Source organism: Candidatus Zymogenus saltonus (assembly GCA_016929395.1).
Taxonomy (GTDB): domain Bacteria; phylum Desulfobacterota; class Zymogenia; order Zymogenales; family Zymogenaceae; genus Zymogenus; species Zymogenus saltonus.
On the sequence record JAFGIX010000060.1, the window covers coordinates 45,449 to 65,834 of the forward strand.

General features: G+C 51.1%; 18 protein-coding genes and 1 tRNA gene. 13 read left to right on the plus strand and 6 right to left on the minus strand.

All coding sequences use genetic code 11. From position 1 onward, the window contains the following. The first annotated feature begins 139 nt into the window (after positions 1-139). The 8 genes from JW984_12260 to JW984_12295 all read left to right on the plus strand — a co-directional run bounded on the left by JW984_12260 (position 140) and on the right by JW984_12295 (position 8,363). Complete coding sequence (locus JW984_12260) at positions 140-1,369, plus strand: phosphoglycerate kinase (protein ID MBN1573961.1); 1,230 nt, start codon at positions 140-142, stop codon at positions 1,367-1,369. Continuing rightward, a complete protein-coding gene (locus JW984_12265; GenBank protein MBN1573962.1) occupies positions 1,344-2,099 on the plus strand; it encodes a triose-phosphate isomerase in 756 nt (251 codons plus the stop codon). Before JW984_12260 ends, JW984_12265 begins: the two co-directional genes overlap by 26 nt. 330 nt (positions 2,100-2,429) lie before the next feature. Further along, on the plus strand, positions 2,430-2,759 hold the full coding sequence (gene secG, locus JW984_12270) for a preprotein translocase subunit SecG (GenBank protein ID MBN1573963.1): 330 nt from the start codon (positions 2,430-2,432) through the stop codon (positions 2,757-2,759). 197 nt (positions 2,760-2,956) lie between these two features. Next, a tRNA-Leu gene (locus JW984_12275) sits at positions 2,957-3,042 on the plus strand. Between the two features lie 150 nt (positions 3,043-3,192). Next, a complete protein-coding gene (locus JW984_12280; protein ID MBN1573964.1) occupies positions 3,193-4,626 on the plus strand; it encodes a DUF362 domain-containing protein in 1,434 nt (477 codons plus the stop codon). Positions 4,627-4,650: 24 nt separating this feature from the next. After that, complete coding sequence (locus tag JW984_12285) at positions 4,651-6,204, plus strand: FGGY-family carbohydrate kinase (protein MBN1573965.1); 1,554 nt, start codon at positions 4,651-4,653, stop codon at positions 6,202-6,204. A gap of 49 nt (positions 6,205-6,253) precedes the next feature. Further along, a complete protein-coding gene (locus JW984_12290) occupies positions 6,254-6,940 on the plus strand; it encodes a hypothetical protein (GenBank protein MBN1573966.1) in 687 nt (228 codons plus the stop codon). Between the two features lie 250 nt (positions 6,941-7,190). Next, on the plus strand, positions 7,191-8,363 hold the full coding sequence (locus JW984_12295) for a homocysteine biosynthesis protein (GenBank protein MBN1573967.1): 1,173 nt from the start codon (positions 7,191-7,193) through the stop codon (positions 8,361-8,363). Between the two features lie 668 nt (positions 8,364-9,031). Here JW984_12295 and JW984_12300 read toward each other — a convergent pair. The 3 genes from JW984_12300 to JW984_12310 form a co-directional block, all read right to left on the minus strand. Next, the gene (locus JW984_12300; protein MBN1573968.1) at positions 9,032-9,829 is read right to left on the minus strand and encodes a thermonuclease family protein; all 798 of its coding nucleotides are present in this window, start codon (positions 9,827-9,829) and stop codon (positions 9,032-9,034) included. Positions 9,830-9,831: 2 nt separating this feature from the next. Then, on the minus strand, positions 9,832-11,832 hold the full coding sequence (locus tag JW984_12305) for a penicillin-binding protein activator (GenBank protein MBN1573969.1): 2,001 nt from the start codon (positions 11,830-11,832) through the stop codon (positions 9,832-9,834). A 282-nt stretch (positions 11,833-12,114) separates the two neighbouring features. Next, positions 12,115-12,858 (minus strand): DNA alkylation repair protein, encoded by a 744-nt coding sequence (locus JW984_12310; protein ID MBN1573970.1) that lies wholly within the window; start codon positions 12,856-12,858, stop codon positions 12,115-12,117. A gap of 322 nt (positions 12,859-13,180) precedes the next feature. Between JW984_12310 and JW984_12315 the strand changes: the two genes are divergently transcribed. The 5 genes from JW984_12315 (at position 13,181) to JW984_12335 (ending at position 18,400) form a co-directional block, all read left to right on the plus strand. Beyond that, positions 13,181-15,091, plus strand: a complete 1,911-nt coding sequence (locus JW984_12315) for a bifunctional metallophosphatase/5'-nucleotidase (protein MBN1573971.1) — start codon at positions 13,181-13,183, stop codon at positions 15,089-15,091. 49 nt (positions 15,092-15,140) lie between these two features. Then, positions 15,141-15,704 (plus strand): redoxin domain-containing protein, encoded by a 564-nt coding sequence (locus JW984_12320; GenBank protein MBN1573972.1) that lies wholly within the window; start codon positions 15,141-15,143, stop codon positions 15,702-15,704. Positions 15,705-16,056: 352 nt separating this feature from the next. Next, positions 16,057-16,602: a hypothetical protein gene (locus JW984_12325; protein MBN1573973.1), complete on the plus strand. Its 546-nt coding sequence runs from the start codon at positions 16,057-16,059 to the stop codon at positions 16,600-16,602. Between the two features lie 35 nt (positions 16,603-16,637). Next, on the plus strand, positions 16,638-17,810 hold the full coding sequence (locus JW984_12330; protein ID MBN1573974.1) for an iron-containing alcohol dehydrogenase: 1,173 nt from the start codon (positions 16,638-16,640) through the stop codon (positions 17,808-17,810). A gap of 155 nt (positions 17,811-17,965) precedes the next feature. Further along, positions 17,966-18,400, plus strand: coding sequence for an ester cyclase (locus JW984_12335; protein MBN1573975.1), 435 nt, complete (start codon positions 17,966-17,968; stop codon positions 18,398-18,400). 104 nt (positions 18,401-18,504) lie between these two features. On the opposite strand, the gene JW984_12340 is transcribed toward JW984_12335, so the two are convergent. Genes JW984_12340 through JW984_12350 form a run of 3 tightly spaced genes read right to left on the minus strand, consistent with a single transcriptional unit; the run spans position 18,505 to position 20,161 of the window. Next, on the minus strand, positions 18,505-19,305 hold the full coding sequence (locus JW984_12340) for a hypothetical protein (protein MBN1573976.1): 801 nt from the start codon (positions 19,303-19,305) through the stop codon (positions 18,505-18,507). 3 nt (positions 19,306-19,308) lie between these two features. Further along, the gene (locus tag JW984_12345) at positions 19,309-19,725 is read right to left on the minus strand and encodes a hypothetical protein (protein ID MBN1573977.1); all 417 of its coding nucleotides are present in this window, start codon (positions 19,723-19,725) and stop codon (positions 19,309-19,311) included. A gap of 10 nt (positions 19,726-19,735) precedes the next feature. Beyond that, positions 19,736-20,161 carry a hypothetical protein gene (locus tag JW984_12350; protein MBN1573978.1) on the minus strand — a complete coding sequence of 142 codons (426 nt, stop codon included), beginning with the start codon at positions 20,159-20,161 and terminating at the stop codon, positions 19,736-19,738. Between the last annotated feature and the right edge of the window lie 225 nt (positions 20,162-20,386).

The following is a 20,386-nucleotide window of genomic DNA, read 5'->3' on the forward strand; positions in this document are numbered from 1 at the left end:
GGTTACGGCTCGGCTTGTTTTGGGTTGGAGGGTGCGGTCAGCCGGGGATTTGTTTTTTTGGCTTGTCGAGAACAAGGCCGATATTGAGGGCGTTTTAGGATATAATATAGTTAGCGTTGATTTATTGAGGAAAACGGTTATGACCGGACAGAGTATTACATATATAGATGATATTGATATCAAGGGGAAGACATTGCTCGTCAGAGTCGATATGAACGTACCGATGGATGAGCTTGGCAATATAACGAACGACCTCAGAATAAGGAGCGTCCTCCCTACCGTCAATTACTCCCTCGACGAGGGCTGTAAGGTGATCTTGATGTCTCACATGGGACGCCCCAAGGGGGAGGTCGTCGAGAAATTGAGCCTGAAGCCCGTGGCCAAAAGGCTCTCCAGACTCCTTAACAAGGAAGTGATAATGGCTCCAGACTGCGTCGGCCCCGAGGTGCAGAAGCTTGTCAAGGGGATGAAGCCCGGAGACGTTATGCTGCTGGAAAACCTCAGGTTTCATCCCGGGGAGACAAAGAACGACGAGAAGTTCGCAAAGGAGCTTTCGGAGCTTGCCGATATATATATTAATAATGCGTTTGCGGTGGCCCATCGCGCCCACGCCTCGGTCCACGCCATAACGAAGTACTTCGATATCTGTGTCGCCGGGTTCCTGATGAAAAACGAGCTCAACTATTTCGACAGGGCCGTAAAAAACCCCGCTCGGCCGGTTGTGGCCATCCTCGGCGGGGCCAAAGCCGCCGATAAGCTCGGGGCCATCGAAAATCTTTTGGACAAGGTCGATAAGCTCATAATCGGCGGCGCCATGGCTTTTACCTTCCTCTCCGCGATGAACTACGAGATGGGAAGCTCCCCCGTGGAGACAGACCTGGTTTGGAAGGCTAAGGGCCTTATGGAAAAGGCCAATATCAAGGGCGTAAAGCTGTATCTCCCCGTAGATGCCGTTGTGGCCGAAAAGTTTGATTCCAGGGCGGAGACGAAAATCGTGCCCGTTCAGGAGATACCGGAGCATTGGCATATTATGGATATAGGGCCCGCAACCACAACCCTCTTCGGAGAGGTTCTTCACAACGCAAAGACGATCATCTGGAACGGGCCCATGGGGGTGTTCGAGATGGACGCCTTCTCCCGGGGGACCTTTGCCATGGTGTCCAATGTGGTCAAATCATACGCCCTGACGATCGTCGGCGGGGGCGATACGGACGTCGCAGTGATGAAGGCCGGGGAGCTCGCAAATGTTTCATACGTGTCAACGGGCGGCGGCGCCTTTATCGAGCTCCTCGAGGGTAAAAAGCTCCCGGCTATCGCCGCCCTAGAAGAAAAGGTGATAAGAGATGAGAGAGAAGCTGATAGCGGCTAACTGGAAGATGAATATGGCGCTGAAAGACGCCATTTCCCTTGCGTCGGAGCTGGTAAAGAGGATCGGGGACATTGAGGACAGAGAAATTGCCGTGGCGCCGAACTTTACGGTCCTCTACGCCGTGGGCGAGGTTCTGGACGGGTCAAACATCAAACTCTCAGCCCAGAATCTATTCTACGAACAGAAGGGGGCATATACCGGAGAGACGTCCGCCGAGATGATAAAGGCGGTAGGCGCTCATATGGTAATCATAGGACACTCCGAAAGACGAAACGTCTTCGGCGACACCGACGAAGAGATAAACAAAAGGATAAGGGCGGCAATAAACGCAGGCCTCGTCCCGATCTTCTGCGTGGGGGAAAAGCTCTCTGAGAGAAAAGAGGGAAGAGCAAGGGACGTGGTGGAAAGACAGATAGTCGCCGGCCTTTCCGGCATTATCAAAGAAGGGCTGGGAGACCTCGTCATCGCCTATGAGCCGGTCTGGGCCATCGGCACCGGAGAGACGGCGGCACCGGAACAGGCCCAGGAGATGCACGAGTTCATAAGAGGGCTCGCAGCGGATAAAATCGATAAATCTCTTGCAAATAATCTAAAAATATTGTATGGTGGTAGTGTGACCCCGGAAAACGTCTGGGGGCTCCTCTCCATGCCCGACATCGACGGGGCGCTCGTCGGGGGGGCAAGCCTGAAGGCAGACTCCTTCGAGAAGATAGTGAAGTGGGAAGGTTAGGGGGGGCCGGGAGCAGGGGGAAAGGGGGGAAGATAAAGAGGGGAGAGTAAATAAAGGGGAGGGTTGGAGATGATTGGGGAAGGGGGGGGGTTGTCAATTTCATCAAGGGATTCAAACTTAACAATCTGGTTTCTATCCCGGGGTGGCGCTTAAGGTTGCCCCGGATCCGATATATCGTGGGTTGGCGGATTAAGTGGGTTGGCGGGTTAGGTGGGTTGGCGGATTAGGTGGGTTGGCGGATTAGGGGTTAGTGTTGGTGGGTGGATATATCAGCAAATTAAATATTTTAATTCCCGGTCGTTTGATCGGGAATGTAATAAGGAGAAGATAATGACAGCGGTTATAACGGCATTTCACGTCATCGTGTGCTTCGCCCTGATTCTTATCGTGCTTTTGCAGACCGGCAAGGGCTCGGATATGGGGGCCGCGTTCGGGGGGTCAAGCCAAACCCTTTTCGGAAGTTCGGGGCCTGCGACCTTTCTCAATAAGATTACGACCATAGCCGCCGTGGTCTTTATGATAACAAGCCTCACCCTCGCCTACTTCTCCGTGGACGTTGGCTCGTCGTCGATTATGAAGGACGAGGAGGCAAAACCCGGGGTGGAGAAAGAGCTTCCTAAGGGCCCGGACATCGAAGACCTCGGCGGGGACGCCGAATAAAACTTTAAAAAGGCGTGGGCAAAGAGTTTGGGGGCGGATTTCATGGGGGGGCAGGGTTTTTTTGAGGAGCAGAAATTTATTTTGGGCAGGGATTTTTATCGATGTCTTGTCCCGATGCTCCCATTACAAATATTTTAAGGGTGATTGCCAAAAATAACTTGACAAATATATTCTTACTATATAAATATAAAGGCCGTGCCGAAGTGGTGGAACTGGTAGACACGCCATCTTGAGGGGGTGGTGGGTTATGCCTGTGCGGGTTCGAGTCCCGCCTTCGGCACCATAACCGGATTTGTTACATATAAGAAGGTCGGGGCGTATCTGTCCCGGCCTTTTTATTTTGGTGTTTTTATATGCCATTTTAAAATGTAACGCATTATTTGATAGAATTCGTTGAGAATATTTTTTAAATGTGATATAAGATAATCGGAAAATGTTGAATAAAAGAAGAGATATCGAGGTCTCTGGAGAACATATGACGGAAAAGCTCAAGGTATCAATAGTAAAATCGAAGACAGCACCCCCCGCGCCGATCGATGAAAGGGGGATCGCGGAGATGGTAAAGGAAGCGGTCGACCTTGTGGGGGGGATAGGGCGCTTCGTAAAACCGGGACAGACCGTGGCGATAAAGCCGAACCTTTTTGCCCCCTTTCCCCCGCCGGTCTCAGTTGACAGGAGGGTAATCAAGGCCCTCGTCTCTCTATGTGTCGGGGCCGGGGCGAAGAAGGTGGCCGTGATAGAGGGGGTCAGCGTGGGGAGCCTCATCAAGCGGGTGAATATCGATAGGGAGTCGGGATCGGATAAACTGCCCCGGGGGATGAAGACCGTCGATGTCATGCGGCTTCTTGGGATAAAGGACGCCGTGGAGGGCGCAGGCGGGGAGGTCATGGGCGTCGAGGACGCCGAGAAGGAGTGTGTGATGGTGCCCTGCGGGAAGGTACTTCACTTTATCGACTACCCTAAGGCGATCAAGGACGCGGACGTGTTCATCGATGTTCCGGCCCTCAAGACCCACACGATGACGATGGTGACGCTGGGGATAAAGAACCTCCAGGGTATATTGAACGAGGGGGACCGCTACTTCGGCCACAGGGACGACCTCGACCAGCACATGGTGGACATCGTAAAGGTGAGAAAGCCTGACCTTACTTTAGTTGACGGACTCATCGGCATGGAGGGGATGGGCGCCGGGGAGGCGGGGCTTCCGGTCCCGATGGGAGTTATCATAGCCGGGGAGGACGTGGTCTCGGTGGACTCCGTCTCGTCGATGGTCATGGGGATAGAAAACCCCTTCGTGGTGGGGACGACCCGGATCGCCGCCCACGACGGAATCGGCGTCGCCGATCCGTCCCGAATCGACGTAGTGGGGAAAAAAATCGAAGATGTGGCGAAGAAATTCGCACTGCCTTTGAACTACACCCAGCCGATAGATTCCATGGTCACCGGCGTCTACCCGAACGTGGACGTCTACATCGGCGGGGCGTGCCACGCCTGCTGGCTGATGGCGGCGGTAGTGCTGGGGAGCTTAGCCAAGATAAAGGAGGGGGCAAGCCTGATCGTGGGGGTCGACCCCAAGGTCCCGCCTGGGAAAAAATGGGACTACAAAAACACCTTCTTCCTCGGCGACTGCGCCATCGGCGCCTCCGGCGAGACGAGGGAGATAAGAAACAGGATAACCCTGGAAGGCCATGACACCTTCCTCTACGGCTGCCTCCCCTACCAGCAGGCGATGATCAAGCTGGAGGAGATCCTCCTCGATAGGGGGGTAATTACGAAGGAAGACCTGATCAAAAAGGCGAGGTCGGCCAGGGAGCGTTTTTTTGACTACTATAAAAAGTTTGATCCCACATGGGAGCCGTTTTTTTAACATAATCTTATAATAGGTGTATTTATGGAAAAAGAATTTGTAATGGCGGTCGACAGCGGCACCCAGAGCGTCAGGGCGATAGTCTACGACAGGGAGGGCAACGAGCTTGCGAAGGCCCAGGCCCCACACGATCCCTACTTCTCGGTCAAGCCCGGCTGGGCGGAGCAGAAGCCTGAAGACTACTGGAATAAGCTCTGCGTCGTGACCAAAGAGGTGATGAAGAGCAAGAAGTTCGACCCGAAGAAGCTCGGCGGGCTGGGGATAACCGCCCAGCGGGGAAATGTGATCCCTGTGGACAAGAAGGGGAATCCGCTGAGGAACTCCATCATCTGGCTCGACCAGCGCTTTACCGAAGACCCTCCACCGGTAAGCGCCTCGGTAAAGCTCCTCTTCGGCCTCATCGGCAAGTCGGAGATGATCAATCTTATACAGAAAAACTCCAGGTTCACCTGGATATATGCCTACGAGCCGGAGATTTACAAAAAGACCCACAAGTTCTGCCAGGTGACTAGCTGGTTCGTCCACAAGCTCACCGGGGAGTTTAACGACTCGGCGTCGATGTACGTCGGCTACTGGCCCATCGAATCGAAGAAGTTCGACTGGTTCGGCATCCAGGGAGTCTTCGACGTATTTCAGATAAAGAGAGATCACCTCCCCAAGCTTTTCAAGCCGAACGAGGTCTTGGGTCACGTGACCAAGGAGGCCGCGAAAGAGACTGGACTTCCTGAGGGGCTTCCCATCGTGGTGGGGGCCGGCGACAAGCAGTCGGAGTCCCTCGGCGCCGGCGCCATTACCCCGGATATCGGTATGATCTCCTTCGGGACGGCCAGCACGCTCGAAATCGTGACTAAAAAATTCATCGAGAACAAAAAGGTCCGCTATTTCACCTGGTGCTCCTCCATGCCGGACGCGTGGAACCTGGAGTGTTTCATCTATAGGGGCTTCTGGATGGCGCGGTGGTTCACCCAGGAGTTGGGATACAGAGAGGCGATCGAGGCGAAGAAGAGGAACATGGCTACCGAGGCCGTTCTCGATGAGGTCATAAAGGACATTCCCCCCGGCTCAATGGGGCTGATGCTCCAGCCATACTGGACACCCCATCCATCCCTGAAATTTTCCAAGGGCTCCATAATCGGCTTCGGGAGCGTCCACACAAGGGCTCACATATACCGGGCCATCTTAGAGGGGATAGGGTATGAATTGAGGAGGCTAGGCGAGATAGCCCAGGGAGACACGAAGGTGCCCTTAAAGGAGCTTCGGGTCGGGGGGGGCGGCTCCAGGAGCGACATGGCGGTTCAGATCGCCGCGGACATCTTCAACCTCCCCACAAAGAGGATGGCCACCTACGAGACGTGCGGCATGGGCGCCGCAATAGACGCCGCCGTTGGAACGGGTATGTTCGGCGGCTTTGACGAGGCGGTAAAGGCGATGGTCAGAACGGGAAAGGAGTTTCAGCCCATAAAGGAGAACCACAAGATATACGACGGGCTATACAAGGAAGTATTTTTGAAAACCTACGACGCCCTGGCACCCCTCTACAAGCGAATCGGGGAGATAACGGGCTACATGGAGGGTTGATGCCGAGACGGGGCCGGTGAGGATTTACAGATAGGGGGGATCGTAAAGGATGTTATATAGGTGGCGATTAAGACATATCTTTACGGTGGTTGTCGTAATCTTGCTCGCGGCTTTAATATTTTCCGCCGACTGCTGTTTTGCGGTGAATTATGAGGGGAAGCCGAAGATCAAGGATGACGGCGACTACGGGTACTATCTATGGAGGGACAACAACAAGGTCTGGCATATAGTGACGATAACCGGCGATACACCGCACACCTTTTCCGGGGAGATCATCCTGACCAGGGGGGAGTTTGATGTGGTCGAGAAGGAGGAAAAGGGGATCGTCGAGACGATCTTTAAATACGTCTCGAGGATCATGGGGAAGGAGGAAGAGGCGAACAAAAAGAAGGGGAAGTTGAAAAAGGAGAGGGAAAAGCGGATAGACGAGAAGGAGAAGGGGGAAAAGTGGGAGCTTCTTGAGAAGAAGATAGAGGGGACGGATGTGGATAAGTCGGGAGACAAGGTATTGAAAGATGATTTAAAGGGAAGGGAAGTCTCCGTGGTGAACGAGCGTAAGATAGAGTTCTCCTTTAATTCCAAGGACGAGAAAAAGGGCTTCAATTTCAAGGTCAAGGGGAACTCCCCGTGCGTGATATTTGACCTTATGATAGACGGAAAGAGGAATATCAGGAGGATCTACATCGGGGAGAATAACGTAAGGCCGAGGCACCTCCCGATCAACAAATGCCGTTAGGGGCTAATGCGGGGGAGGGCCGAAGCGTGCAGGGCGGGCGGGTAGAACAGGCGGAAAGGGCGAGTGGTTCGAACACGCGGGCAGGCCAGCGGTCTATATTTCTTGTCGGCCTTGTGCCATGTCCTCAACGGCACTTTATCATTTGGAGTGCGAACGGGCACTCGCGTTGGTAAATCCAAATTTGCGAATTGTTTTAATCAGGGGACTAATGTCCCGTTTATTTGTCATATGATGACTTCGGGGGAGCGAAATGGGCAAATATCAGGTTGAAAAAAGCATTGAAGAGATCAACCAGAAGATCAAGAGCGGAAAGGTCGTGGTGGTCACCGCGGAGGAGATGGTCGATATAGTGAGAAGCGAGGGGGAGGTGAACGCCGCAAAGAGGGTGGACGTGGTCACGACAGGAACCTTCGGACCTATGTGCTCTTCCGGGGCTTTTTTCAACTTCGGTCACTCGACGCCCAAGATAAGGGCGTCAAGGGTACTTCTGAACAACGTCCCCGCCTATTCCGGGATTGCGGCGGTGGACTTCTATCTCGGGGTGACGGAGCCCTCCCTGGACGACCCCCTGAACAAAGTCTATCCGGGACATTTCCCGTACGGGGGGGGACACGTGATTCAGGACCTAGTGGCCGGGGAGAGGGTCGAATTCGTCGCCGAGTCCTACGGCACGGATTGCTACCCGAGCAAGGTCTTGAAAAAGAAGATGGGGCTCAAGGATTTCCCCTACGCGATGCTGTTAAATCCGAGAAACGCCTATCAGAACTACAACGTCGGGGTCAACCTGGGCAAAAAGACCATATATACTTATATGGGCGTTCTAAGGCCGAATCTCCAGAACGCCAACTACTGCAGCGCCGGCGTGCTGTCCCCTCTATTTAACGATCCCTACTTCAGGACGATCGGGCTCGGCACGAGGATATTTTTGGGCGGCGGAGAGGGCTACGTGATATGGCACGGGACCCAGCATAATCCGAAGCCGGTCAGAGGCGAGAAGGGCGTCCCCATGGTTCCCGCCGGGACCCTGTCCGTAATGGGGGAGCTAAAGAAGATGAGCCCCAAATTCCTCGTGGGGGTGAGCCTTATGGGGTACGGCAGCTCCATGGCCGTGGGGGTCGGGGTGCCGATCCCCATCCTCAACGAGGAGATGGCGTATCACACCTCCGTCTCCGACGAGGAGATAACGGCCCAGATCGTAGACTACAGCGTGGACTACCCCCAGGGAACCGGAAAGACCCTGGGGACGACCACCTACGCCGCCCTGAAATCGGGGACAATAGTCCTTAACGGGAAGGAGATACAGACGGTGCCCTTGTCGAGCTTTGTGAAGGCGCGTGAGATAGCCGACATTTTGAAGGATTGGATCGTGAAGGGGAATTTTTACCTGACCGAGCCGCAGGTCTTGATTCCGTCCAAGAAGTAGCGGCCTCGCCGAAAAAAACGGCCTGCTTAATCTGTTTCACACCAATAAGGGGGTTTGCCGGTCGGGGACTTGAGGTGCTGATCCTTAGATAAGAGATGCCGGGGATTTTTAAATGGGGGGGATTGATCTTTTTCAATCCGCTCCCTTGGATTTTGGGCTATCAAAAAGATAGTTCAGCTTTTTAATGGGCGGGGATTGTATTACGGTTTCCCAGCAAGAGCGTTTTGATCAAATACATTCGCTTTTCTTCGAGGTTCGGCGGGAATTGTTTTCCATCCTTAATTTTTTTGTGGGCAAATCACGACAGGTCGGTTGAATCTATGAGGAGCTGAATAATAAACGGCCAATGTCATAGTCGCCGCCGGTTGCAGAAGAGTGAAGTTTTGCCCCCCTCAAAACCCCGCCTCCTGTGAAAAAAATTCCTTTGACCTTGCGCAGTAAGCGATCCGATGAACTTCAGATCCAAAGGGTGTGGAGTAGAAAAAAGTATGTTCCGCCCGGCCGTATAGGATACACCGCTCTGATTGAGGGGCGTTCGGATTGTCCGGGGGGTCCGGTCTCTGTTAGACAAATATCATGGGGGGGGATGAAAGGAGCGTTAGGGTGGAGAATAGCGTTGTTCTATAATCTGTCGAGTGATTTGTCCAAATGTGTGTTTTTTAGGGGGGCTATCTCCTGATATATATTTGACCAGGGTGCCTGACGGTTATCGAGGGTCCGTTGCGCTCCCTTATCGTTCCGGTCGTCTCCACGACCTTTCCCCTGTATTTGGATGCGGGATCGCCGATCCCCTCGTCTTTAAAATATTGGAGATTATTCGCCGGTATAAAGACCGTGAAGTCGGTGGAGAAATCCTCGCCGAAGTTCAAAAAGACGCCGAAGCCCTTGTCTTCCGTACGTTTTACCCTTCCCACCACAGTCTTTGAAAGGCCGATGTGTCTTCCCGCGTCTTCGGCGGGTATCACCCATCTGTTGACATCCGCCCATATGCCTCGCCCCTCTTTTCTGGCAATCTCCATCTTGTGAGAGAGCTCACCGTAGTGCTTTAAGTTAGGGGGATATGGAAGGGCAACGGCGGCCCCCAGCTCGACCAGCCTCAGGTTTACGAACATATCATCCACGTACACGTAAGCGAGCGTCCTCCCGTAATTGTCGGTTCTCTCGAGGTCGGCTTCGAGCCTAACCTCTTTCCCCTCGGTCAGCTTCTTGTTGATTTTTTTGGCCTCGATCCCGTAATACTCCACGGGCTTGAGTCCCCCCGATTCCGGGGCGTCGATCCCGATGTAGCGGACCGTCCTGTAGTCGGACAGCACTATGGTGTCCCCGTCGATTACCTCTTTTACGTAAACCGTCTTTGGGGTCTGGGCGTAGAGAGGGGATAACCTTGGAACCGCGAGGAAAGCCGAAAAAATGAAAAGGGCGGCTATTAATGCCGCCCTCTTAATATTAATATCAACATTACGCATCTCTACCTCCGGTATGAGCCCGGGACCTCCACTATGATCAGGTTTACCTTCTTCTCTTCCTTTTTCTCCGCTGCTATCGCGACCCCCTCTTCCGGCTCCTCGGTTATGGTCAGGGTCGGCTTCGCCTCGGCCTCGATTACCGTTAGAATAAAAGGCTCCTTGGTGGAATCGCCGTTTCTCTCTATCGTGGTATCTCCGGTTACGCCCTTGTAGTCCCTGATGGAAAGGAGGGCCGGCATCATCTCATCCCTTTTGCTTACGCCCTGGGTTCTCATGAGGAACTGTATCATCTTGATGGTGTCGTAGCCGTAGGCCTCGTAGGTTCCGGGCTCTTTTCCGTAAACGGTCTTGAAATCTTCAACGAAGCTCTTGACATTGGGTCTGTCGCTGTGCGGCGTGAAGGAATCGGCGAAGTAGGAACCGATGAGCATATCGCCCGTGATATCTAAGATATTTGAGTTGTTCCAGCCGTCGGTGCCAAGGAGGGTGACTCCTTTAAGGTCGTAGAAGAAGACATACGGCACGATCATTCCAACCGAGCTGTAGTGATCGGGGATGAAGATGGCGTCGAACGTGACCTTCTCCTTGCTGCTTCCGGTGGCGGAGATGAGTTCCTTCATGGTGGCCCTGAAATCCGCCGTTTCGGACGTGTATGATTTGACCCCGACAACGCTGCATCCGTATAGGCTTACCTCCCTGGAAAAAAGCTCCTTCAAGACCTTGCCGTAGTCGTCCTCCGGATAGAGGATGGCAAACCGGGAAAGCCCCTTGGACTGAATAACGTACCTTACCAGAGAGCGGATCTCGTCAGGATATGTTAGAAAATTTCTGAATACATAAGGGCCTATATCGGTGATATCCCTCTCCTTTGTGAGGGTGATTATCGGAATCGATTGGCGCTGGGCCTCCTCGGCGGCGGCGATGGCCGCCTCCTTGATCATCGGCCCGATTATCAGGGCGACGTCATTGTTGCCCGCAAGCTCCTTGACGGCGTAGGACGCCGTTGTGGCGTCTCCCTTGGAGTCCCTGAAGATGAGTTTTACCTTCGGTCCCTCTGTGAAGCCCTTGCTGCCTGAGGCGAGCTCGAGCCCCTCCCTTACCCTTCTGCCGAATATCGAGGCGCGCCCGGAGAGGGGGAGAATCACCCCAACGGTTATCTCGCTCGACGTCGGGGCGCCCTGGGTCTCCTTCAAAAGGCCCTGGGCCTCGTAATAGTATTCGTGGTCGGGCTGGTTTCTGACTATCTTCAAGAGCTCCGTTCTCGCGTATTCAAGCTCGCCTTCTGCGATGTACCTCTTCGCCAGGACGTAGGAGGCGTAGCCGCCGGCTTCCTTCCCCTCCATGTTCTCGGATACCCTGATAAGCTCCGTCTCCGACAGGTATTCCTCCACCAAGAGCTTGAGCTCTTTTTTTGCCTCGCTCTTAGAGGATATGTCTGCGGCTTTGTCTATCGCCTCGGAGAACCAGTAAACTGCCTGGTATGTATCCCCCAGCTTGATGTAGCTCCTTGCGAGGATCAGATATATCGAGTTATCCGCCCAGGTCTCCTCCGACTCGCGGACGAGAGAGCTGAGTATCCCGACGGCATCGGAGTATTTTTCCGACTTGAAGTACACGTATCCCAGCTTGTAGCGGGCCTCGTCGTAGCTGTCCGACGAGACGAATTCCTGAACGACCCTGAGATAGTGTGTGCGGGCCGAAGAGAGGTCTCCCCTGGCCAGATATATGTCTCCGGCCCTGACAAGCGCGTTGTCCGTAAGGGTGTTGGCCGGGTATTCCTCGATACATACCAGATAGCCGTTCAGGGCCTCGGAATATCTCCCGGATTTGAAGTCGGTCTCGGCTGCACGGTATGTCTCCACCATGCCGCTCTTCGGTTCGGGGAAGCGTCTTCCCCTGCCGGAGGTGTCCGTTATGCAGGATGACAGGACAAAGATCGCGAGAATCACGGGGACGATAGCCCTTAATCCCCCTAATTCCGCGTTAAGTCTTTTAGTATTCATCTTTCAGTCTTCCCAAAAAAACCATGCCGAACAAAAAGTATCTTTAAATAATAGCATAGGAGACTCTTTTTTGCCAAGGAAAATATGGTTTAATTTCGACCACTCCATTTTGACAACGGGTTTTATAAAAAGTGCGATAAAGTATTTAAATTTTGTATAATCTTTTAGGCCAGATGCTCAAGCTGTCGGCTCAAGTTGTTGATATTGAGCTTTGAAAGCGGCTGTGAGGGTAAGGATAAAATCCGACCATTTTCGGGTATTCATCATTAAAGGCTCGGTTTGCTATTTGACTTTTTCCTTCTTCTTGAGGCGGTCGAGAACGGCGTCGCTCGTAAGCTCCCTCAGGGCGTCCGCGGCGATCCACCTTGCGGTGGGCGAATCTATCTCCTTGATCTCGAGGGAGAGCTGAACAGCCCTTTCGTTAAGGCTCGGGTTTCGCTTCCCGATCTGGCGGATCGCCCAGTTGACCGCCTTCTTGACCATGTTCCTTTCGTCTAAAGCCCCCCTTTTTATATCTGAAAAAAAACGGGTGAACGCCTCATCGTCCGCCTTCTTGTCGCTCACCGCAAGCCTCGCCATCATGACGTACCCCGCCCGCTTGACGAACTCCTCCTCCCGCCGTGACCACTCTACCGCTTTGTCATAGGCAAAAGGGGTCTTTTCAAAGAGGTTGGCACAACTCTGGTCGCATGTCTCCCAGTCGTAAAAATCGCCTACCCACTCCTCCATCAGCTCCTCCGTCAAGTTTTTGGGCACTGCGATCATCCCGGCCAGGATCATTGTCTCTCTGATCTTCCTGTCCCATAGCTTTTTGGCGAGTCGGTGGCGGTCGTCGGCGGAAACTCCTTTCCTTATCTCCCGGGCGAGCCTTCTCATCTCCGGGACTTTTACCCCTAAGGCCCGGTCGGGGTCGATGCCGAACCTCGCCATCCCCTCGACCGATTTTGGATCGGCAAACTCTTTGAGCCTCTTGACGATACCCTCCTCTGCAAAATAAATCTTGTCGGAATTGTCCTTCTTTTCCATTATGTTCCTCTCGGTTATTTGCCTGTTTTTTATATCATATTGACGACGCCCGTTCAAGGGCGTTATTATGAGCCGTATTAATATTTCGGCATGTAAAAAATTTGATGCTTCCACGCTGCTTCTTTGCGGATGACGCTCCATCGAGCGTTTCCACGCCAAAGAGGACTCATTAGATATTTTTTTATGTGACACAATAAATAAATTGAATTTTCCCGGACATTCTGATAGGCTATTCATGCTTTTTATGCAATTTTTTTGATAAGGGAAGTTAAATATGAAGACAAATCGGATAATATTGCTCATTTTTTTGGCGCTTTTTTTTATGTCCACATCAGCCGCGGCGGAGGAGGTGACCTTCACGATACTGCACACTAACGATATGCACTCTCACCTCCTGGGCCACAACCCTAACATTGACTACACGCCGAACACGACAAACGACGACGAGACGCTGGGCGGCTGGGCGAGGCTGGCGACCGTTATAAATGAGGAGAAGGCGGCCCGCACAAACACCGTCTTTGTCATGGACGCCGGCGATTTCCTCATGGGGACCCTCTTTCACATGATAAGCAGGGACGAGGCGGCCGAGCTTACCCTCATGAAGGAAATGGGCTACGACTTCACCACCCTGGGAAACCACGAGTTCGACCTGAGGCCCAGAGGTCTCTCCCGCATCCTGAGGTCGGCCGTAAAGAAGGGGGGTATGCCCCAGATCCTGGCGTCGAACACCGTCTTTGATCCTGAGGATGAGGCGGACGACGCCCTCGAGGAGGACTTTGAGGCCGGACTCGTAAAGCGCTACGTCGTCATTGAGAGGGACGGGATAAAGATCGGGCTTTTCGGGATCATAGGCACCGACGCCGCCGAGGTGGCCCCCTTTGCCTCGCCCTTGTCCTTTGGCGATATGATCGAGACATCGAGGGAAATGGTAAAGCTCCTTCGCGAGGAGGAGAAGGTCGACATCGTTATTTGTCTCTCCCACAGCGGGTTGAGGGAGGACAAGGACAGGTCGGAGGATGAGATCCTTGCAAAAGAGGTCTCCGGAATCGACATCATCATCAGCGGACACAGCCATACGGTCGTCCCCGATCCTATCCTGATAAACAATACCATAGTTGTTCAGGCGGGGGAGTACGGCAAATTTATCGGTGTGTTGGATTTCACCGTGGGCGACGACAAAAAAGTATCCCTCGCAAATTACAAGCTCGTCAGCATCGATGACTCCATCAAGGGAGACGAGAGGATAACGGGGCTGATCGAGGAGAGGAAGAGGATTGTTGAGAGGGACGTCCTCACAGGCCTCGGCCTCAAGTTCTCCCAGACGGTCGCCGAGACCGATTACGACATGATCCTGAAAAACGAGGAGGTGGGGATCGGCAACATGGCCACTGACGCCATCCGCTGGGCCGCGAACAAGAGGGTTTACGACCCGGCCGATCCGTTGTCAAGAGTGAGGCTCTCCATCCAGTCAAACGGCCTCATCAGGAGCAACATCCTCGTAGGCAAGACCGGGCGTGTGTGCGTGTCCGACCTCTTCAGGGTCGAGCCGCTGGGTATCGGCGTCGACGACACGATGAGCTATCCCCTCGTGACCTTTTACCTAAACGCCCAGGAGATAAAAAAGGCGATGGAAGTACCCACGTCGATATATCCGATCAAGGGGAGCGACTACTACCTGCAGGTCTCCGGCTTAAAGGTTACGTACAATCCGAAGAGGATGATCTTCGACAGGGTTACGGAGATATTGATCGAAGAGGAAGACGGGAGCTTCGTCCCCCTCGACTACTCCTCTAAAAATAAGGAGCTCTACAGGATTACGACCAACTACTACAACGCGTCGTTTATCAAGGTCGTCGGGAGCTTCACGAATAATATCCTTACAATGGTCCCCAAGGACAGGGACGGAAATAGGATAGAAGACCTCGCCACGGAGAGGATAGACAAGGACCCGGCAACCCCAGGGGTTCAGGAGCTCAAGGATTGGGAGACGATCTTTGAATATGTATCCACCTTTGAGGACGGCGACGGCGACGGGATTAAGGAGATCTCCTATAGATATAAAGGGGCCGAGGGAAGATTTGTCCCCGAGCCGAGCCTCAATCCGGTGAAGCTACTGAAGAGGGGGAACTATCTGACCTGGATCGCGTTCACGGCGGTTGTCGTTGTCCTCGTCATAGTCTTTTTGATAGTCTACGTTCCTGTAAAGATAGTCAAGAGGCGCAAGAAGAAATAGCGGATGGGGCGAGGGATATTAAAGATAATCGAAGTTTGAGGAGCTGAGCGTGAGCCATAAAATTACGGCGGGGGCGAAGGCGCCCGATTTCACCTTCGACTCCCCCTGGAAGAAGTCGCTGAAGTTTCACGACTCTCTTAAAAGCGGGAAGACGATACTCATCTTTCTTCGCTACATGGGATGCCCCATATGCCAGATGAAGATATCGGAGATAAGGAGGGATTGGGACGAGTTCAGGAAGAGAAATCTCAACGTCCTTGTAGTACTGCAGAGCGAGGCGGAAAACGTGATCTCGGTGAAGGGGAGCGATGAGAAGTTGAAAGAGGCGGTCATTCCCTTCACCATAGTCCTGGATCCGAAAGAGGAGATATTCAAGCTCTACGGCGTTCTCCCCGGGTCGATCTTAAGGTATATTACCCCGGGGACGATAAAAAAGGCGATGCAATCTAAAAAGCTTGGGTTCAAGCATGGGGTGAGCGAGGGGAAGGAGCTGCAGCTTCCCGCCGTTTTCATCGTGGACGACAAAAAAATGGTGCGATACGCCTATTACGGGAAAAACGTCTCCGACGTCCCGGAAAACGCGGTGCTTTTCAATATCGCCGAAAAGCCGTGATGGAGTAAGTGGGTAGGGGGGAGGTTGTTGCAGTTTATCGGCGGATTTACTAACGGGGGGAGGGGGTCGGCAGGTCTTGGATTTTGGGGATGAGGCTCACGGTTGGTGTCCGTTTCCGTTTATGGGCAAGGGGGAAGGAGGGGAAGGGGATTTTTATAATCGATCAGTGTATTTACTGAAGGGGGGAGAGGAAGAAAAAAAGGGGGGGGGTGCAACAAACAATTATCTTACCGTAAAAGGAAAGGGGGGGAAGGGATACTCTGAAGGTTCGGAAGACTTAATACTGTTTATCAAATTTGCCTTTGTGGTTCGAGTTTTAAATTGTATTTGTAATATTAGAGAGGATATGAAAATGGAGAAGATCGAAATTGTACACAAGCCTTCTCTCGGTTACCGGATTAAAAAGGCTATAGTCGCCGTTGCCCTGATCGCCTTCGGGACCACCTTCGAGAAAGTTTCCAAGAAGGACAAGGTGCTCATCGAGGAGTTGAAAGACTGGAAGGAGGGCCTTGTTTTTTCACTGGGGGTCTTGCCCGCGGGTCCGGCGATTACGATGAGGAAGGAAAAGGGGGCCGTGAAGTATCTCGGCAGGGGATACAAGGAGAATCCCTCGCTGAAGCTGCTGTTCAAAAACATGGACTCCGCCTTTCTGGCCTTTACTGGCCAGATGGGAAACCACACGGCGTTCGCCCAGCACAGGGTGCTCGTGCACGGAAGCCTTGTCGACGGGGTGATGGCAAACAGGGGAATGGGGATAGTGCAGTCGTTTCTCCTTCCCGGCATCGTGCTCAAGATGATATTCAAGAGGCCGCCGAAGATGACCTTCAGACAGCTGCTTATAAAGGCGAACGTATATATGATGGTGGGTGTCTGGATCGTCCTCAATATGTTTAAATAATCTATAGTCAGAAACCTTTTTTAAGGAGTGAAATAATGGTTCCCGAATATTACGAGTTTTTATGTCCCGTGAGGATAATCAGCGGGATGAAGGCGCTGGCGAACATCACCTTCGAGATGGAGCTTCTCGGCGCAAAGAAGGCGCTTATCGTGACCGATGAGGGCGTTTCCAAGGCCGGTCTGGTAAAGAACGTTCAGAAGGCCTTCGGCGGATCGAAGTGTGAGATTGGAGCCATCTATGACAAGACGCCCCCGGATTCGGGCACGGATGTCGTAAACGAGGTGGCAAAGCTCTTTAAGGACAAGAAGTGCGACTGTTTTATAGCCGTGGGCGGCGGAAGCTGCATAGACACGGCGAAGTGCGCCAACATGATCATCGTCGAGGGGACAAATGACCTCATGAAGTTCCAGGGGGTGGAGAGGCTGAGCAAGCCGTTGAAGCCCTTTATCGTGGTTCCCACAACCGCCGGAACCGGCTCCGAGGTCACCTCGGCCGCCGTCATCTACGACGTGAAGAACAAGACGAAGCTCGCCTTCACGTCGGGGCTCTTGATTCCGCACGTTGCCATCCTCGACCCGAAGATGACAGTCACGATGCCGGCCAAGATCACCGCCTCCACCGGGATGGACGCGCTGACCCACGCCGTCGAGGCGTACTACTGCATCCAGAAAAACCCGATCTCGGACGCCTACTCCATAGCCGCCATAAGGATAATTTTCGACAGCCTCCTCGAATCCACCTTAAAGCCGAAGGACGAGAAGAAGAGGCTTGCCATGCTGAACGCGTCGCTCCTGGCCGGGGTCGCCTTCTCCAACTCCCTCGTGGGGGTCGTCCACGGAATCGCCCACGCCGCCGGGGGGGTCGCCAGGGTGCCCCACGGCATAGCTAACTCAATCCTCCTCCCCTACGGTATGGAGAACAACTTCGACAAGGCGGGCGACATTATAGCGGAGCTCGCCCCCTTCATGGGAGCCTCCACCAAAGGGAGCAAGCTCGACCAGGCAAAGGCCGCCGTGGCCGCGGTTAGGCAGCTTACAAACGAGCTCAAGGACGCCAGCGGACTCCCGACGAAACTCAGCGAGGCGGGGGTAACGAAGGACCAGCTTGAGGCCATCGCCAAGACCGCCATAAACGACGGCTCCTGCACGATGAACCCCGAGGAGATCACCTTCGAGGTTGCGCTGGACATCCTGAAGAAGGCCTTTTAGTTTAAGAATGGACGGCAGCATCGTATAAGCAGGCGGGAGCATCGTGTAAAAAACTTGGTCGTGAAAGTCGTAAATGGGCGGGTCTTTGGGCCCGCCCTCTTTTTTATAGAGTCGAGCAAAAAGTCTGGTCGAAAAACCTCGACAAGGAGGAGATTGTGTCTATCGAGGAGAACAAGTCGCTCGTCAGGCGCTACTACGAGGAGGTCGTCAACGGCTGCGATCTTAAGAGGGTCTGCGAATTTGTATCGCAAAACTACGTGGAGGTCTATAACAACGTCAGGCACGAGGTTGGGATCGAGGGGGCGAAGGAGCACCTCGCGGGCGTGAGAAACACCTACCCCGACCTTCACCTGACGGTGGAGAGGCAGATCGCCGAGGGGGAGTGGGTCGTAACGCAGATCACGGCCAGGGGAACCCACGAGGGGGTCTGGCTTAACATGAGGCCTACCGGCAAGAAAGTGGAGATAACGGGCGTCAACGTCGACAGGGTGGTGGGCGGCCTAATCGTGGAACACGGCGGCGCCGCCAACACGTTCGAGGCGCTGCTCGAAATAGGCGCGATAAAGGTCGCCGATCCGGTGGAGGAGTAGGGAAGGCATTTCTTTTCATTTTTGGTTTCTTGTCCTCGTTCGTTTTGTGTCTCGCGTCTGTCTGATTGCCTTGATTTTTGTGGGAGTGTGACTTTTAGGTTTGATTAAACTATTTGATTTGATCTATCCCATTTTGTTTTGAAGTTTGTCTTTATAGTTTTGTAAAAATCTATGAAATTTTTTTTATCTAAGCTTATTAAGAAAGATTCCTTTTTGCCTAAATCTTTTATACTTTGACCGATAATTACTAAAGAATTCGATGAAATAATATATCTGTCATGTATTATGTCGTTGGAATAAATGTCTCTAAACTCAGCCTTACTATTTTCAGATAAAAAATCATTAAGTTCTCTTATAAAACTTCTTCTATTGCTAAGATATTGTGTATTAGTAAGGAATTTGATAGGTATTGTACCTAATTCTTTTAAGATATCTAAAGTTCTCAATCCACAATAAGGATCTACTATTCTCAACTCTCCTTTTAAATTTTTTAGTACTTCATTATATAGAACTCTTTTACTAGAGTATTTTGTTTCTGGCTTAAAATGAAAAACTTCGATAGAATCATTTGATTTTGACAAAACCTCTTTAGAAACTTTTTTCTTTGAATTTATATAATCAATTCCTTCTTTCATTATCATATAGTATCCATTTTCAAAATATATCATGCTAGTTTTTATTCTCTTAATAGAATTTATTATTGAAAGTGAGGTGGTGGGAATTCTGAGTGCTTTTGTAATAATAATGGCTATTTCTTTAGCATTTAATTTTTTAATTCCAAGCTCAGTTTCGGCAACATACAAAACCCACAGTACCTTTTCAAGAATCTTTTCAAGACTATAAAAATCAGGATACTTACTTTTATCGACGACTTCAAATTTTTTCACTAATTCATCATCTTCCATTTTCTATTTATCCTTCTTCTCAAAATTGTTTTCTACAAAATTAGTACCTGAATTAGTTAAACACCAAGTTTTTACTTTGCCACTTTTTTCTTTTGCTTCCATCATATAACCTTTTTCTATATTTCTTATTACATCAAGGTTGACATTTTTAGGTACAGTTTCTTTTGCTAAATGATATCCTTCTTCTATATCTTTAACGGTAAATGATGAATAACCCAAATGGTTTTCCAAAAAATATCCAATCGCTAGAGTTTTATTAACGTTGCTTTTTGGTTTTTTTAAAATTATAAAGTCTCTAATAGACATTTCCTTTTTAGCAATACTTGGTTTCTCAGAAAATTTACTTTCAATATTTGTGATTCTATCTTCAATTTTATCCAATCTTTCCTTAATGTCCTTAATCTCATTTTCTGTTTCCATTATTCATCTCCTATGTTTTCTCTTTAATCTTCTTTTCAATTTCCTTAAGGGTCTTTTCAACAAGCTGCATTGGAATACTATGTAGTGCTTTTTGACCCTTCTTCATTGTTTTAATTTTTCCTTCATCTCTTAAGAACTTAATCCAAGGTAAAAGAGAACCTCTGCCTATACCAAGTTCGCTCATCAACTCTTCGTTTTCAACCATTTCTGTGTCCGTGAAATCTGCTTTTTTAGCATAGATTTTTCCTATTAGATAAAGCAGTATTTGTTCCCTTCCAGCAATTTTTTCCTTAAAAGCTAAGTCTACTTTACCGGTTGAAGTTATACGGATAAACTGTTTTGCTAAATCGAAATTTCTTTCGAGCGAGTCGGCATAATCAACTGACATTTCATCTATTATGCGTTGTTTCAAATTTTCTTCTTTAGTATTAGTCATATAGCTATCCTCCTTATCTTACTTAATAATATAATCATAATCTACTCTTTTGTCAAGCGAAAAATGAATTCATTATAAATATTTAATATATAGTGTATATTAAATATAAGTACATTAATTAAATTTTACTAGGATTTAATTTTTGGTGATTGTAAAAGATTTGCCACCATGATAAGGTAAATCATGGACATCAAATCTTTCCAAAGTATTGTAAAAACAGAGAAA

What these genes read in the sequence shown, in the direction of transcription:
- JW984_12340 (MBN1573976.1), bottom strand. Translation starts at nt 19,305, where the DNA reads ATGGAAGATGATGAATTAGTGAAAAAATTTGAAGTCGTCGATAAAAGT.
- JW984_12285 (MBN1573965.1), top strand. Translation starts at nt 4,651, where the DNA reads ATGGAAAAAGAATTTGTAATGGCGGTCGACAGCGGCACCCAGAGCGTC.
- JW984_12305 (MBN1573969.1), bottom strand. Translation starts at nt 11,832, where the DNA reads ATGAATACTAAAAGACTTAACGCGGAATTAGGGGGATTAAGGGCTATC.
- secG (MBN1573963.1), top strand. Translation starts at nt 2,430, where the DNA reads ATGACAGCGGTTATAACGGCATTTCACGTCATCGTGTGCTTCGCCCTG.
- JW984_12300 (MBN1573968.1), bottom strand. Translation starts at nt 9,829, where the DNA reads ATGCGTAATGTTGATATTAATATTAAGAGGGCGGCATTAATAGCCGCC.
- JW984_12260 (MBN1573961.1), top strand. Translation starts at nt 140, where the DNA reads ATGACCGGACAGAGTATTACATATATAGATGATATTGATATCAAGGGG.
- JW984_12330 (MBN1573974.1), top strand. Translation starts at nt 16,638, where the DNA reads ATGGTTCCCGAATATTACGAGTTTTTATGTCCCGTGAGGATAATCAGC.
- JW984_12265 (MBN1573962.1), top strand. Translation starts at nt 1,344, where the DNA reads ATGAGAGAGAAGCTGATAGCGGCTAACTGGAAGATGAATATGGCGCTG.
- JW984_12295 (MBN1573967.1), top strand. Translation starts at nt 7,191, where the DNA reads ATGGGCAAATATCAGGTTGAAAAAAGCATTGAAGAGATCAACCAGAAG.
- JW984_12350 (MBN1573978.1), bottom strand. Translation starts at nt 20,161, where the DNA reads ATGACTAATACTAAAGAAGAAAATTTGAAACAACGCATAATAGATGAA.
- JW984_12310 (MBN1573970.1), bottom strand. Translation starts at nt 12,858, where the DNA reads ATGGAAAAGAAGGACAATTCCGACAAGATTTATTTTGCAGAGGAGGGT.
- JW984_12290 (MBN1573966.1), top strand. Translation starts at nt 6,254, where the DNA reads ATGTTATATAGGTGGCGATTAAGACATATCTTTACGGTGGTTGTCGTA.
- JW984_12325 (MBN1573973.1), top strand. Translation starts at nt 16,057, where the DNA reads ATGGAGAAGATCGAAATTGTACACAAGCCTTCTCTCGGTTACCGGATT.
- JW984_12315 (MBN1573971.1), top strand. Translation starts at nt 13,181, where the DNA reads ATGTCCACATCAGCCGCGGCGGAGGAGGTGACCTTCACGATACTGCAC.
- JW984_12280 (MBN1573964.1), top strand. Translation starts at nt 3,193, where the DNA reads ATGTTGAATAAAAGAAGAGATATCGAGGTCTCTGGAGAACATATGACG.
- JW984_12345 (MBN1573977.1), bottom strand. Translation starts at nt 19,725, where the DNA reads ATGGAAACAGAAAATGAGATTAAGGACATTAAGGAAAGATTGGATAAA.